Origin of the sequence: Nocardia shimofusensis NBRC 100134, from assembly GCF_001613125.1 — a bacterium.
Lineage (GTDB): Bacteria > Actinomycetota > Actinomycetes > Mycobacteriales > Mycobacteriaceae > Nocardia > Nocardia shimofusensis.
This window is the reverse complement of record NZ_BDBT01000004.1, coordinates 251,539-266,273: the sequence shown is the minus strand read 5'-3', so window position 1 is coordinate 266,273 and position 14,735 is coordinate 251,539. Positions and strand designations below refer to the sequence as shown.

Here is a 14,735-nt window from a genome sequence, read left to right as displayed (position 1 = left end):
CATGTCGGATATCGCAATCGTCGGCATCGGGTGCCGATTCGCCGGGGGAATCGAATCACCCGACACATTCTGGGAATTCGTTCTGGACAAACGTGACGGCGTTGTGGAAATGCCGGCCGACCGCTGGGATCACCGCCGCTTCTACGACGCGGACCGCCGCACCCCGGGCCGCAGTTACACCAAGCGCGGCGCCTTCATGACGATCGATCCGTGGGAATTCGATCCGGACTTCTTCGGCATCTCGCCGCGTGAGGCCACCGTGCTCGACCCGCAGCAGCGCCTGATGCTCGAGGTCACCTGGGAGGCGCTCGACGACGCCGGGATCGCGCGGCGGGCGGCGGGCGGGCCGGTCGGCGTCTACGTGGGCGGGTTCGTGGTGGACCAGTCCGTGATCGGTGTCGTCGGCCCGGCCCTGTTCCACACCGATATGCACACCCCGGCCAGCGCCTCCTACACCATGCTGTCCAACCGCATCGCCTACGCGCTCGACCTCGTCGGGCCCGCCGTCACCGTCGACACCGCGTGCTCGTCGTCGCTGGTCGCGTTCCACCTGGCCTGCCAGGCGCTGACCAACGGCGACTGCGAGGTGGCGCTGGCCGGTGGCGTCAATGTGATGCTGCAGCCGGAGACCTTCGTGCTCATGTGCAAGGGCGGCTTTCTCGCCGAGGACGGGCGCTGCAAGTCCTTCGACGCCTCCGCCGACGGCTACGGCCGCGGCGAGGGCGCGGGCATGGTGGCGCTGAAGAAGCTCGACGACGCGGTGCGCGACGGCGACCGCATCTACGCGGTGGTCAAGGCGACCGGCGCCAATCAGGACGGCCGCACCACCGCCATCACCGTGCCCAATGCCGATTCGCAGGAGTCGCTGGCACGCTCGGTGTGCGCCCGTGCCGGGCTGGCGCCGGACTCGATCACCTACGTCGAGGCGCACGGCACCGGCACCCTGGTCGGCGACCCGGTCGAACTGCGTGCGCTCGGAAGAGTTTTCGGCGCACCGGCCGGGCGGAAGGGATCGCTGGGCGTCGGTTCGGTGAAGTCCACCCTCGGCCACACCGAGGCCGCGGCCGGTGTCGCCAGTGTGATCAAGGCGGCGTTGGCCATCCGGCACCGCACCATCCCCCCGCAGGGCTGGATCGACAAACCCAACCCGGACATCCCGTTCGACGAGCTGGGCCTGCACGTCCAGACCGAGGCCGAGCCGCTGGCCGCCGACGCCCCGCCGATGACGATCGCGGTGAACGGCTTCGGCTATGGCGGCACCAACGCCCACGCCATCCTGCAGGAGCACCGTCCCGCCACCGTCGAGCCCGCGACCGAGCCGAAGCACTACGGAATTCTGCCCATCTCGGCGCGCAGCACCGGCGCGGCCCGTGCGCTGGCCGGCCGGTTCGCCGACCTGATCACCGCGGGGGCACGGCCCGAGCGCTTGGCGGAGGCCGCCTGGACCCGGATGGCGCACCACCAGTTCCGCACCGGCATGCTGCTCGGCGAGACCGACGACCTGGTCCACGACCTGCGCGCCTTCGCGGGCGGCGAGGGCAGGGACGCGGTGCGCACCATCATGGCCCGAACCACCGAGCCGGTGTTCGTCTTCTCCGGCATGGGCCCGCAGTGGTGGGGCATGGCGCGCGGCCTGCTCACCGCCGAGGGCGCCTTCGCCGACGCCGCGCGGGAGATCGACGAGGAGTTCCGCGCGATCGCGGGCTGGTCGATCATCGAGGAACTGTGCAAGCCGCAGGAGCAGTCGCGGGTCACCAGCACCGAGGTCGCCCAGCCGGCCAACTTCCTGGTGCAGGTGGCACTGGTGCGCGAACTCGCACAGTACGGCGTGGAACCCGCGGCCATCGTCGGACACAGCGTCGGCGAGGTCTCCGCCGCCTACGTCAGCGGCATGCTGTCGCTGCGTGACGCGGTGTCGGTGGCCTACCACCGTGCCCGGTTGCAGGCGCGGACCGCCGGTTCCGGCGGCATGCTGGCTGTCGGCATGGCCCCCGATCAGGCCCGTGAACTCGTCGCGGGCGATCCCCGGGTGGACATCGCCGCGATCAACAGCGCGAGCTCGTCGACCCTCTCCGGCGATGTCGACCGGCTCGACGAGATCGCCGAAAAGCTGACCGAGGACGGCATTTTCGCGCGCCGCCTGCGGGTCGAGGTGCCGTATCACAGCAGGCTCATGGACCCGATCCTGGACGAACTCCGTGCCGCGCTGGCGAAGCTGGAGCCGCAGGCGCCGAGTGTTCCGCTGTTCTCCTCGGTCACCGGTGAGCAGGTCACCGGCCCGGACTGGGACGCCGAGTACTGGTGCGCCAATGTGCGTGAGCCGGTGCGCTTCGCCGACGCCGTCGGCACGCTGATCGCCGAACGTCGCGTCTTCCTCGAGGTCGGGCCGCACCCGGTGCTGTCCGGCAATATCCGCGAGATCCTGCTGGGCGCCGAGGTGAACGGCACGACGGTGCCCACGCTGGATCGCACCCGGCCCGACTCCGACAGCGTCCGGCGCGCCCTCATCGGCCTGTACGCCGCGGGCGTGCTCGATCTCGACACACTGTTCCCGGCCGATCGGCCCCCCGCCGCGCACGTGCCGCTGCCGCGATATCCGTGGCAGCGGACCCGGCTGCACTCGCCGCTGCCCCTGTTCGAGCAGGCCAGGCTCGGCACCCCCGGCGGCTACGCCATGCTCGGGGACCCGGACATCGAGGGCCGACCGGACTGGCTGCTCCAGGTCGGCGCCGAACTGCTGCCCTGGCTGGCCGATCACGTGGTGAACGGGATCACGATCATGCCGGGCGCGGCCTATCTGGACGCCGCGCTGAGCGCCACCGCCACCCGGCTCGGCGTCGAACGCGTCGCGCTGGAGCAGGTCCGGTTCGTGGCGCCGTTGATCATGGGCGCACCGGACGTCCCCCTGGTCGCGCTGACTCTGGAGGAGGCCAGCGGCCGGTTCACGATCCGCTCCCGCTCGGCCACCGGCACCGCCTGGACCCTGCACGCGACCGGCCGCACGCTGACCGGCAGCCACCGGCAGATCGAGGTGGAGGTCTCGGAGATCGAAGTCGGCGTGGAGGTCGACCCGAAGCTGTTCTACACCGGCCTGGCCGCCGCCGGTCTGCACTACGGACCGTCCTTCCAGCGGGTGATCTCCGCGCGGGTCGGCCGGGACACGGTCGTGGCGACCGTGGACGGCAGTATCGCCGCGAACTCCGGCCACCTCGCCCACCCCGCCGTGGTCGACGCCGCCATGCAGACCGCCGCCCTGCTGTTCGCCGACGCGCGGGTCGACGAGGGCACCCTCGTGCCGGTCGGCGTGGCGGCCGCGCGGCTGGTCGCGCCGCTGCCCGAGCGCATCACCGTGGTCGCCCGGCGCGATCCGCACGCCCGGCTGCGCGCCGATGTCGACCTGCTCGACGAGAACAACAACCTCGTCATGCGCTTGAGCGGCCTGCAGATCGGCGCGCTCGCCCCCGGCCAGGACCCGTTGCGCCGGATGGCCGACTTCTTCTACACCGAGACCATGGAGCAGCGCGACCCCCTCGACCCCACTGCGTTGCCCGAGGATTCGGCGAGCACGGTGATCGTCGCGCTCGGCGGCGCGAACGCCCGCGCGCGGGCGCTGGCCGAGGCGATTCCGGGCGCGCGCCTGCACCTCGCCGGGCTGCCCGGCCTGGAGTCGGCCTCCGGGCTGGCCGCGACGCTGGAGGCCGCCCGGGCCGAGGCCACCGAGCGACTGCACGTGGTCGTCGTCGCGGGCACTCCCGGCGACGATCATCGCGGTGAGTCCGTCGACGACGTCGCCGACCTGTGGACCCTGGAGCAGGTGGCGGTCGCCATCGACGCGTTCGCCCATCCGGAGAACGCCGAGCAGGGACCGGAGATCGTGTTCGGTGACGGCCAGTGCCACGTCACCCTCGTCACCGAGCACGCATTCGCCGTGCCCGGTGACCCCGCCCCGCCGAATTCGAAGCACGCCGCGCTCGCCGGCGCGCACCGCGTGCTGCTGAACGAGCAGACCGCGCTGCGATGGCGGTTGATCGACGTGGAGCTCGGCACCGAGACCGCCGACCTGGTCACCGAACTCGCCGTCCCCGGCGCGTTCTGGAGCGACAACACCGACGAGGTCGCCCTGCGCTCGGGCACCCGCTGGTCCCCGGTGGTGACCAAGCCGCTGCCTGCTCGCCTGGAGGCGCTGGACACCGCCGAGCCGCTCACCGACCCGGAGGCCAATTTCGCCCTGGAGATGCCCCGCACCCGGGTGCTGTCCGCGCTGGCCTGGCGGCAGTGCCCGCGCCCCGAGCCCGGAGCGGGACAGCTCGAGGTCCGGATGAAGGTCATCGGCCTGAACTACAAGGACCCACTGAAAGTCGTCGGCCTGCTCGGCGAACGCGAATTGTCCCCAACCTACTTCGGCACCGTCCCCGGCATGGAGGGCGTCGGCGAGGTGGTGCGGGTCGGCCCCGAGGTCACCGACCTCGCGGCGGGCGACCTGGTCGCGATCGCCGCCAAGGGCATGATGCAGCGCTATGTGGTGGTCGAGCGGGCGCGCGCCATCCCGCTGCCACCGGACACCGATCCCGCGTACTGCACGAGCACCATCGCCTTCGGCACCGCCGAATACGCGCTGCGCGATCTGGCCCGCCTGGAGCCGGGCGAAACCGTGCTGATCCACGGCGCCGCCGGCGGCGTCGGCACCGCCGCCATCCAGGTCGCCAAGGACCGGGGCGCGCGCATCATCGGCACCGCGAGCACCGACGAACGCCGGGCACACGTCCTGGCGCTCGGGGCCGACCACGCACTCGACTCCCGTTCGCTGAACTTCGTCGACGACGTGCTGGCCCTGACCGGAGGCAAAGGCGTCGAGGTGGTGCTCAGCAGCGCCCCGGGGGAGATCCTGCGCCAGAACTTCAACGCCGTCGCCGAATTCGGCCGCATCGTCGAGGTCGGCAAGGCCGACATCTACACCGGCGGCCTGTTGGAGCTGTCCAACTTCGACAAGAACGTCGCCTACTACTCGATGGACCTGGACCGCTTGGTCGCGGTCGACGCCCAGCGGCTGATCTCACTGCTGGGGCGGGTCTACGAGAAGGTCATCACGGGCACCTACAAGCCGCTGTCCTACCGGCTGTTCGAGACCGACGACGTGGCGACCGCTTTCGAGGAGACCATCCGCTCGACCGGCCTGCACCGGATCGCGCTGCGGATGGATTCGGCGCTGCCCTCGGTGCGTCCGTATCTGCCGGAGGTCGAGATCGACTCGGCCGGAACCTATCTGGTCACCGGCGGCTTCGGAGGCTTCGGCATGGCCATCGGGCGCTGGCTCGCCCTTCGTGGCGCGCGGCGACTCGTGCTGGTCGGCCGCAGCGGCGCGAACACCGAGGAAGCGCGCAGGCAGCTCGAGGCGTGGCACACCGCGGGCGTCGAGGTGCTCGAGGAGAAGGCCGACGTCACCGATCCGGAGGCGATCGCCGCGATCGTGGCCCGCGCGCACACCGCCGAACATCCGCTGCGCGGCGTGTTCCACGCGGCGGGCTCGGTGGCCGACAATCGCCTGGCGGCGATGACATTCGAGGAACTCGACATCGTGTACCGCCCCAAGGTGCACGGCGCCAGAGTGCTGCACCAGACCGTGTCCGACGCCGGAATCCGGCTCGACATGTTCGTGCTCTGTTCCTCCGGCGGCTCCATGTACGGCATCTACGGCCAGTACAACTACTGCGCCGCCAATGTCGCGGTGGAGACCCTGGCCCAGGAATGGGCGAAGGCGGGCGAGCGGGCGCTGTGCATCGGCTGGGGCCACCTCTCCGGCGCGGGCGGCGGCATGGCCGCCGACGAGACGGCGGTGAAGTACCTCGATCTGGTCGGCTTCGACCCGATCGACATGGCCGACGCCACCGCCTACCTCGAACAGGCGCTGCGACTGGGCGTTTCGCGGGCGGCGATCATCCCGACCGACTGGGCCAAGCTGACCGGCACCTTCCCGCAGCTCACCCGCACCGGCCGTACCATGGCGCTCGCCCAGGTCTCCGCCAAGGACACCTCCGAGCTGGCCCAGCTGCGCGCCGAGGTCGCCGCGATCGACGAGGGCAAGCGGGGCGCCTTCGTGGCCCGCAAGATGGCCGAGGAACTCGCCGTGGTCATGGGCGTGCCGGTCGACGCCATCGACATGACGGTCCCGGTGCCCGAACTGGGCCTGGACTCGCTGATGGCGGTGGAACTCGGCGCCCGCGTCACCAAGACCCTCGGCATCGACCTGATGTCGTTGCAGATGGGCCGGTCGTTCAGCCTGGAGCAGGCCGGCCCGAAGGTGGCCGAGCTGATCCTGGCCGGGGAGGCCGCCTCCGGGCCGTCCGCACCGGAGCCCGCCGCGAACGGCGTGGCCGAACCGGTCCCGGTAGGCGCGTCATGATCGGCGCGAGTCGAAACGAGGTTGCACCGTGGTCGATTTCGGCCTGATCGACGAATGGGAACCGGCGCCGGGCCGGCTGACCAGCTGGGTGGCGTCACCGGAATCGGTGGCGCGCGCCCGGCTGGCGCCTGTCCATCCGGCCCCGCCCTCCCATCAGCAGGAGCAGTACCTGCGGCTGGCCGACCAGCACAGTGCGGCCGACTTCCGCTACTCCGGCCTGTGCCTGGTGACCGCCGAGATCCCGGCAGGCAATCTGAACCGGGAGGCCATGACCCGCGCGATCAACGCGTTCCTGGTGCGGCACGACACCTTCCGCACCTGGTTCCGAATCGGTGACGGCGGCGCGATCGAACGTCACCTGGTGCCCGAGGCGGATGTCGAGTTCGTGCCGATCGACTGCGGGCGGGTCGACGATCCGCGCACCGTCCGCGAGCACGTGCAGAAGACCACGCCGGGCCCGTTCGACTGGGACTGCTTCACCTTCGGAACGATCGAACGCGAGGAGTCCACCACGGTCTACCTCGCGGTCGACCACCTGCACACCGACGGCTTCGGGCAATACCTGTCCGGCCTCGACCTCGCCCTGCTCTACACCCGCGAGGTGTGGGGCGAAGCCCCCGACATGCTCTCCCCCGCGGCCGGCTATCTCGACTACTGCACGGCCGAGCGGGCCTACACCGCACAGATGACCCTCGCCTCCCCCGGCGTGCGGAAATGGCTGGAACTGATCCGGGGGAACGAGGGCAGGCTCCCGACGTTCCCCCTGGATCTCGGCAAACGCACCGATGTCTACAACCGCAGCGCCCACCGCACGGTGACCCTGTTCGACGAAGCCGCCGCCGCCCGCTTCGAACGACGCTGCCGAGCCGGCGGCGCGGAGTTCGTCGGCGGCATCTTCGCCGCGGCGGCGCTGGTCGAACGCGAACTCGCCGACAGCGACTACTACTTCGGCATGACACCGGTGAGCACCCGCAGCTCCGCCGCCGAGCGCGCCTCGGTCGGCTGGTACGTGACGCTGCTGCCGGTGGCGTTCCCGCTCGGCGCGACCTCCTTCGACCGCGTCGTGAAGCTCGCCCAGCACGCCTACGAGAACGGCCTCCGCCTGGCCCCCACCTCGTTCCAACGGGTGGTCGAACTGCTGCCCGCCGACTCCGACCTGGACCTGCGACCCGGCTGGTCCTGCCCGATGATCTCCTACGTCGATGCCAGGGAACTGCTCGGCAACGAGTTCTTCGACATGGCCGGGTGCGGTCTCTACGCCAATCGCGCCGCCTCCGAACAGGTCCTGATCTGGATCAACCGGCTGGCGACCGAGACCACGCTCAGCGTCATCTATCCCGACACCCCCGTGGCGCACAACTCCGTCGAACGCTATGTCACGCGACTCGCAGCGGTCTTCGACGCGGCGGCCCGAGAGGAAGACCGTTGATCGACACCATCTTTCGCGATCCGGGCATTCCCGACGGGGAGAAATGCGTCTACGCCGTCAGCGTCGCCGACGGACCCCCTGCGCTCGATCTGACCAGCGTGATCGGCCACGACGGCGACAGCTATCGCTCGATCCTCCAAGCCGGCTCGGGCGACGGCCACTTCGCTCTCACGGTGGAGCAACGGTTCCAGCGCGTCGACGATCGCCTCCGCGCCGCCACCTACCGCGCCGAAACCCGCTCCGGCGCAACGGTGGTCAGCCGCGAGGAAGCCGACTTCCTGGGCACCACCCATCTGCAGATCGGCGACGGGATCGCCGCCTTCCCCGAAGACCTCATGCCACTGGCGGGCGGTCTGACGCTGCTGCGCGGCCTGGACTTCGCCGAGGGCGTCGAAGAGAACATCCCCCTGTGGCTGGCATTCTCGGTGCACGTTCCCATCAGCGCGAAGGTCGAGCAGTGCACGGTGGTCGAGGTCCCGGCGGGCGCGATCGACTGCTGGCAGGTCCGGCTGCGGCCCCGGCTCACCGGGCTGAACTCCATGCTCGAGAAGATGCTCGGCGGGCTTCTTCCCCCCGCCGTCGCGCACATCGAGGCGGCCGCCCCACACCGCATGGTCCGGTTGGGCTTCCCGACCGGACCGATGCCATGGGATCCGCGCGGCGTGATGGAACTGGTGAGCTGATCGTCGCCCGGCGCTCCGCGAGCGCCACTCGCTAGACGTCACCAGCGCTCTTCGCCCCCGGGCCCCCGGCGCCGCGTAGCGTGGCCAGGCGATGGTGGTACTCGTCGGCGTCGATCTCGCCGCGAGCGAATCGCTCGGCCAGCACTTGCTCGGCGGTGGGCCGGACGATGGTCGTGCCGCCGCCCGGCGTGGGCGACTGAGCCAGATATCGGACGGTGAGGATCACGCCGACGATCAGCAGTGCCCAGAACAAAGCCATGCCGACGGCCATGAGCCCATAGCCCCACCCGCTCATGCCGTGATCGCCATACCAGAACATCATCAGGGGCTCCTATTCTCGGCGAGCGAGTCCGGTGGCGCCGTGCCTCACATCGGCCGGCCCATCATCGGGCAGCCCCCCATCATGTCGCATATCCAGTGACACAACATGTGCATGTGGTTCATGGCGAATCCCTTGTCATCGAGCGAACCGGCGGCCGGGGTCGGCCCGCGGATCTCGGTCGTGCGACATTGTCGAGGCTGCCACACCGGTTCCCCCATCGGTAGGGACGAATGGTGTTCCATGGAGGTCCTTCGGCACGCTCGAAGCGCGCCTGCCTCCCGAACCGGGCCGCCCTGCCTCCCGAACCGGGCCGATCCGTGCGTCGACCAGCCGGTTCGCGCCCCTGCCGAAGACCGCGTCCCCGGATGGCGATGGGACGGGTGCGGACGAGTAGTTTGTGTGCAGCGAAGGAGGAGGTGCGGGTGAGCCGATCGTTCGAGCGTGTCGCTCGTCTGCGACACCTACCGATGGCACTGCTGATGGCGGTGCTGCTCGTAGCCCCGCTCCTCGACTGCACGCTGCACCCTGCCGACGAGCACACCCACTCCGCCAGTGCGATGACCGTGCCGATCACCGGTGGTTCGCACACTGTCCACCCGCAAGGGGCCGGCGATCATCCGGGCGATCACTGCGATCAGCACATGACCCGCTGCGTCGAGAAGTCGGTACTGCCCTCCCGGGGAGCGGCGATGCCGTCGTCGCTGTGGATGGCACTGATCGGCACGGCCACCGTGGCCGCTGTCGCCCTCGTCGTCACCGGCGCCCGCGGGATCCGAGGCCCGCCGGGCGCCCGCTCACCCGTGTCGAGCGGGCAGACCATTCTCATCGACTTCTGTATCTCCCGACGCTGATCGGTCAGCGCCAGGCCGGGCCGTTGTGCCCTCGGCCGGTGTTCGCTGCCTGCTCACTGTCGTCACCGCCCTGTGTGGCGGTTCGGATACAGAAAGCGACAACTGATGAACAAGGTCGTGTCCGGCAAGTCCACCGAGGCTGCGGGGGCTGTGCTCACCCCGCCCGCTCCGGTACGGGAATCGAGTTCGCTGGTCGGCAATACCCCGGTGCTGTGGGTCGGCGCGCCGCTGGCGCCCGCCGGCCGTGGCTTCTGGGCGAAATTGGAGGGGTTCAATCCCGGCGGGATGAAGGATCGACCCGCCCTGCACATGGTCCGGCGCGCGAAACAGCGCGGTGAGCTGGCGCCCGGGGCGCGCATCATCGAATCCACCAGCGGCACCCTCGGACTGGGATTGGCGCTGGCGGGCGCGGTGTTCCACCATCCGGTCACCGTGGTCACCGATCCGGGGCTGGAACCGATCGTGGAACGCATGCTCGCCTCCTACGGCGCGCGCGTCGAACTGGTCGCCGAGCCCCACCCCAGCGGCGGCTGGCAGCAGGCCCGCCGCGAGCGTGTCACCGAACTCCTGGCGGCCGAGCCGAGTGCGTGGTGCCCCGACCAGTACAGCAACCCCGACAACGTCGACGGATACGAATCCCTGGGACTCGAGCTGAGGCAACAGTTGGGCGGGGTCGACGTTCTGGTGTGTGCCGTCGGCACCGGCGGTCACTCGGCCGGTGTGGCCCGGGTGCTGCGCCGATTCAACCCCGATCTGCAACTGGTCGGCGTGGACACGGTCGCCTCCACGATCTTCGGCCAGCCCGCCGGCCCGCGGGTCATGCGCGGGCTCGGTTCGAGCATCTTCCCCCGCAACGTCGATTACCCGGCCTTCCACGAAGTGCACTGGGTGGCACCGGCCGAAGCCGTCTGGGCGTGCCGCGCGCTGGCGGGTACCCATTACGCGACCGGTGGCTGGAGCGTGGGAGCCGTGGCGCTGGTCGCCGGGTGGGTCGCGCGCACTTTCCCGGCCGACACCCGGATCGCGGCGGTGTTCCCCGACGGGCCGCAACGCTATTTCGACACCGTCTACAACGACGAGTACTGCCGTGCGCACGGCCTGCTCGACACCGACCCGCCGATCGAACCGGACGTCATCGCCCATCCCGCGCAGCGCGTGGTGCACTCGTGGACCCGCTGCACCACGATCGTCGACCCGCACACCACCGACCGGGCAGGAGAAGGCGAATCATGACCGTACTGAGGAGCTTCCGAAGCTTCGACCTCGCCGCGCGGCTGCTGATGGTCAACCAGTTCGGCATCAACCTCGGGTTCTACATGCTGATGCCGTACCTGGCCGGCTACCTCGCCGGACCGCTCGGGCTGGCGGCCTGGGCTGTCGGGCTGGTACTCGGCGTCCGCAACTTCTCCCAGCAGGGCATGTTCCTCATCGGCGGCACGCTCGCCGACCGGCTCGGCTACAAGCCGCTGATCGTCGCGGGCTGTCTGCTGCGCACCGGCGGCTTCGTGTTGCTGGTGTTCGCCACCTCCCTGCCCGGGCTGTTGATCGCCTCCGCCGCCACGGGATTCGCCGGGGCGCTGTTCAACCCGGCCGTGCGCGCCTATCTGGCTGCTGACACCGGCGAACGCCGTGTCGAAGCGTTCGCGGTGTTCAACATCTTCTATCAGGCCGGCATCCTGGCCGGGCCGCTGGTTGGCCTGGCCTTGATGTTCCTGGACTTCCGCGTCACCGCGGCCGCCGCGGCGGTCGTGTTCGCCGTCCTGACCGTCGCACAACTGGTCGCCCTCCCCGCCCGCCGTGAGCAGCGGGCCGCCGCACAGACCTCGGTGCTGCACGACTGGCGCACGGTGGCGGCCAACCGCCGATTCCTGTGGTTCTCGCTGACGATGATCGGCTCGTACGTGCTGTCGTTCCAGGTGTATCTGGCCCTGCCGCTACAGGCCGAGTACCTCGCGGGCGAGCACTCACAGGTGCTTGTCTCGGCGCTGTTCGTGGTCTCCGGTCTCGTCGCCGTCGCCGGACAACTGCGGATCACCGGATGGTTCCGTGCACGCTGGGGCACCGGGCGCAGTCTCGCGGTGGGCATGGGGATACTCGCCGCGGCGTTCCTCCCGCTGCTCGCCGTGCCCGGGCCCGGGCGGTTCGGCGTCGCCACCGCGGTCGCCGCCTTGCTCATCACCACCGCCCTGCTCGCGGTGGGCACCGCGGCGGTGTTCCCCTTCGAGATGGACACCGTCGTCTCCCTGGCGGACGGGAAACTCGTGGCCACCCACTACGGCTTCTACAACACGATCGTCGGCGTCGGCATCCTGGTGGGCAACCTCGCCACCGGCGCCGTCGTAGGCGCCGCACGAGCCGCCGACGCGGACTGGGCGGTGTGGGCCGGACTCTGTCTCATCGGAGCACTGTCGGCCTTCGCACTGCATCGACTCGACCGATCGCACCTGGAGACGACAACCACCCGCCGCACGCCCGAGGGCTCGGACCACCCTCACCGAGAACCGGCGAAGGCGACTCGAGGCTGAACCGGTCCGATGCCGTGGGATCGGCGCGGCGGGTGGGAACCGATGAGCTAGGACCGCCCGGCCGGGACCGGCCGGGCGACCGACTCGAAGATGCGAGCGAAGCCGTCGCTTCCGTGGCCCGCGGCGCGCTGGACGTCGATCAACTGCTGCACCATCGCGATCGGACCGCTCCCCACGCCCGCGTCGTTCGCCGCGGCGAGGATCGTGGACAGGTCGGAGAAGTCGAGGCTCTGCTGGCCGGCGACGGTGTAGTCGCCGCCGTCGATCACCCGGCCGAAATCCGCGAGCCCCCCGGTCATCGCCGAGATCCACGCGGCCGCGCGGTCCGCGAAGTCGGTAGCGGTGACACCCGCGGTGCGGACCAGCGCCGCCCCCTGCACGTACCCGGCGAACATCACGTACATCGCCGACAACAGCGCGAGGTCGTACAACGACGCCAGTCCGGGATCGCTGCCGAGATAGGTGCTGGTCCCCCAGACATCCAGAATCTGCCGGTAGCGGTGGAACGCCGTCGCGTCCCCGCTGTAGAGGATCTCCGAGCCCGGACCGGCGATCATGGACGGAACCGCCATGATTCCGCCGTCGACACAGGCGATCCCGTGAGCGGCGGCCCAGCGGTCGAGCTCCCTGGCCTCTTCCGGGGACGTGGTGGTCAGGTTGATCAGCGTGCGGCCGCGCAGCCGCTCGGCGACCGGGTCCAGGGTCTGGTGTACCGACGCGTGATCGAACAGGCAGACGACGATCAACTCGGCGGCCTCGACCGCGGCACCGACGGCGGAGACCTCGACGGCACCGGCATCGACCAACGCGCCGGCTCTGCCCGGCGTGCGGTTCCAGACCGTCACCCGGGTATCGCTCCGCAGCAGCGCGGCGGCCAGGGCTCGTCCCATCTCGCCCAGTCCGAGCATGCTCACGGTGGCAGGGGAATTCATGGTGGGTGGTGTCCTCACTACTCGACTGATCAGGTGATTTCGGTGCCGATCGACGAGTCCCATGCTGCCCATGTGCTGCGGATGCGACAAGTACCCACTATTTTCTTCGATACCCACCTTTCGGTAAGTATCGAGGAGCATGCGATGACCGCAACACCGAGAACAGGCCCGTACATCTGCGGAATCGACGCCGCCATGGACGTGATCTCCGGCAAGTGGAAAGCGTTGATCCTGTGGGAGCTCGACAACGGCACGCGCCGGTTCGGCGAGCTCCGGCGCGGACTGCCGGGGGTCAGCGAGAAGATGCTTGTCCAGCACTTACGGGAGATGGAAGAGGACGGCCTGGTGCATCGCGAGGTCTACCGGGAGGTTCCGCCCCGGGTGGAGTACTCGCTCACCGAATACGGCCGCAGCCTGAACGAAGCGCTCGGCCCGCTGGGCGACTGGGGAAGGGAACGCATCGCCAGGATCGGCGCGGATCGGATCGACACCGACGCCCTTCGCTGACCGGCATCGCGGGCCCGCCGGGACGAGCGCAGACTGGGCGGGTGAGACGTTCCACTGCGCATCGCCCCACACCGGCCGATCTGGCCGCCGCGGAGGGCAAGACCATCCCCGATCTGCTGGCCCCGGATCTGCGGGTGCTGTTCTGCGGCATCAACCCGGGATTGTGGTCGGGAGCGACCGGCCATCACTTCGCCCGGCCGGGAAACCGCTTCTGGCCCGCCCTGTTCCGGTCGGGATTCACCCCGCGACTGTTCCGCCCCGACGAGCAGGAGGAACTTCTGACGCTCGGGCTGGGCATCACGAATGTCGCCGCGCGCACCACGGCGAAGGCCGATCAGCTCACCTCGCGGGAATTGCGCGAGGGCGGCCGCGCGCTCGTCGACAGGGTGGCGCGGAATCGCCCGAAGGTGCTGGCCGTGCTCGGCCTCGGCGCCTACCGCACCGCGTTCGGCCGCCCGAAGACCACCGTCGGACGCCGATCCGAGACGCTCGGCGACACGGAGGTCTGGGTGCTTCCCAATCCGAGCGGCCTCAACGCCCACTACACACTCGACGCCCTGGCCGACGAGTTCCGAAAGCTCCGCGAGGCGACAGAGCCCGAATAGATTCCGATCGCCACCCGAACCGTCTCACGCGGCGGGCCGCCGGTGGACCTGCTGTTTCCGCACCTCCGCACCGGGTACCGCCGGATCGCAGGCACGGGATGGACAAGGGCCGTTACGACGGTTCGGGAAGGAACACGATGGCGACGACAGACGCCGACCGGTTGCACCGAGCACTGAACAACATCCACTTTCCGGTGGACAAGGCAGACCTGGTGCAGCACGCGATCGATGCGGGGTCCGATCGGGACACCATTCGCGCACTGCGCGCGATCCCTCCGGCCGAGTACGCCAATTTCGCCGAAGTGGTGCAGTCGGTGTCCCTCGACGACGGCCGTTCCGCCGCCGAACGCGCAGCCCAGCACCGCGAGAAGACGCATCCGAGGGTGACCGAGCGGGAACGGCCGGTGCCGGCGAACCCGATCGTGCAGGAACTCGGCGTGAACCGCGGCAGCTGACCGCCGCACGTCCACAGAACTGCGTC

The 14,735-nt window shown here is 69.9% G+C and carries 11 protein-coding genes; 9 read left to right on the top strand and 2 right to left on the bottom strand.

Annotated features, from left to right (window positions below; translation table 11 throughout):
* Position 1: 1 nt before the first annotated feature.
* The 3 genes from NS3_RS06640 to NS3_RS06630 are packed head-to-tail and all read left to right on the top strand — an operon-like array spanning position 2 to position 8,512.
* Entirely contained in the window at positions 2–6,400 is a 6,399-nt protein-coding gene (locus NS3_RS06640; RefSeq protein WP_067855432.1) for a type I polyketide synthase, read from the top strand.
* Between the two features lie 28 nt (positions 6,401–6,428).
* A complete protein-coding gene (locus NS3_RS06635; RefSeq protein ID WP_067855180.1) occupies positions 6,429–7,829 on the top strand; it encodes a condensation domain-containing protein in 1,401 nt (466 codons plus the stop codon).
* Positions 7,826–8,512 carry a hypothetical protein gene (locus tag NS3_RS06630; RefSeq protein WP_157101204.1) on the top strand — a complete coding sequence of 229 codons (687 nt, stop codon included), beginning with the start codon at positions 7,826–7,828 and terminating at the stop codon, positions 8,510–8,512. The genes NS3_RS06635 and NS3_RS06630 overlap by 4 nt, the downstream gene beginning before the upstream one ends.
* Before the next feature lie 31 nt (positions 8,513–8,543).
* Here NS3_RS06630 and NS3_RS06625 read toward each other — a convergent pair whose 3' ends face one another.
* Positions 8,544–8,834 (bottom strand): SHOCT domain-containing protein, encoded by a 291-nt coding sequence (locus tag NS3_RS06625; protein WP_067855178.1) that lies wholly within the window; start codon positions 8,832–8,834, stop codon positions 8,544–8,546.
* 422 nt (positions 8,835–9,256) lie between these two features.
* On the opposite strand from NS3_RS06625, the gene lpqS reads away from it, so the two are divergent.
* The 3 genes from lpqS (at position 9,257) to NS3_RS06610 (ending at position 12,210) form a co-directional block, all read left to right on the top strand.
* Positions 9,257–9,685 (top strand): putative copper homeostasis (lipo)protein LpqS, encoded by a 429-nt coding sequence (gene lpqS / locus NS3_RS06620; protein WP_157101203.1) that lies wholly within the window; start codon positions 9,257–9,259, stop codon positions 9,683–9,685.
* 105 nt (positions 9,686–9,790) lie between these two features.
* Positions 9,791–10,918 carry a PLP-dependent cysteine synthase family protein gene (locus tag NS3_RS06615; protein WP_084495103.1) on the top strand — a complete coding sequence of 376 codons (1,128 nt, stop codon included), beginning with the start codon at positions 9,791–9,793 and terminating at the stop codon, positions 10,916–10,918.
* The gene (locus tag NS3_RS06610; RefSeq protein WP_067855172.1) at positions 10,915–12,210 is read left to right on the top strand and encodes an MFS transporter; all 1,296 of its coding nucleotides are present in this window, start codon (positions 10,915–10,917) and stop codon (positions 12,208–12,210) included. The genes NS3_RS06615 and NS3_RS06610 overlap by 4 nt, the downstream gene beginning before the upstream one ends.
* A 47-nt stretch (positions 12,211–12,257) precedes the next feature.
* Here the strand turns inward: NS3_RS06610 and NS3_RS06605 are convergent, their stop codons facing one another.
* Positions 12,258–13,142 (bottom strand): NAD(P)-dependent oxidoreductase, encoded by an 885-nt coding sequence (locus tag NS3_RS06605; protein WP_067855169.1) that lies wholly within the window; start codon positions 13,140–13,142, stop codon positions 12,258–12,260.
* Between the two features lie 144 nt (positions 13,143–13,286).
* Between NS3_RS06605 and NS3_RS06600 the strand changes: the two genes are divergently transcribed.
* The 3 genes from NS3_RS06600 to NS3_RS06590 all read left to right on the top strand — a co-directional run bounded on the left by NS3_RS06600 (position 13,287) and on the right by NS3_RS06590 (position 14,709).
* Entirely contained in the window at positions 13,287–13,649 is a 363-nt protein-coding gene (locus NS3_RS06600; protein ID WP_067855166.1) for a winged helix-turn-helix transcriptional regulator, read from the top strand.
* A gap of 41 nt (positions 13,650–13,690) precedes the next feature.
* Positions 13,691–14,254, top strand: coding sequence for a G/U mismatch-specific DNA glycosylase (gene mug / locus NS3_RS06595; protein ID WP_067855163.1), 564 nt, complete (start codon positions 13,691–13,693; stop codon positions 14,252–14,254).
* 137 nt (positions 14,255–14,391) lie between these two features.
* A complete protein-coding gene (locus NS3_RS06590) occupies positions 14,392–14,709 on the top strand; it encodes a DUF2795 domain-containing protein (protein WP_169811607.1) in 318 nt (105 codons plus the stop codon).
* Positions 14,710–14,735: the final 26 nt, after the last annotated feature.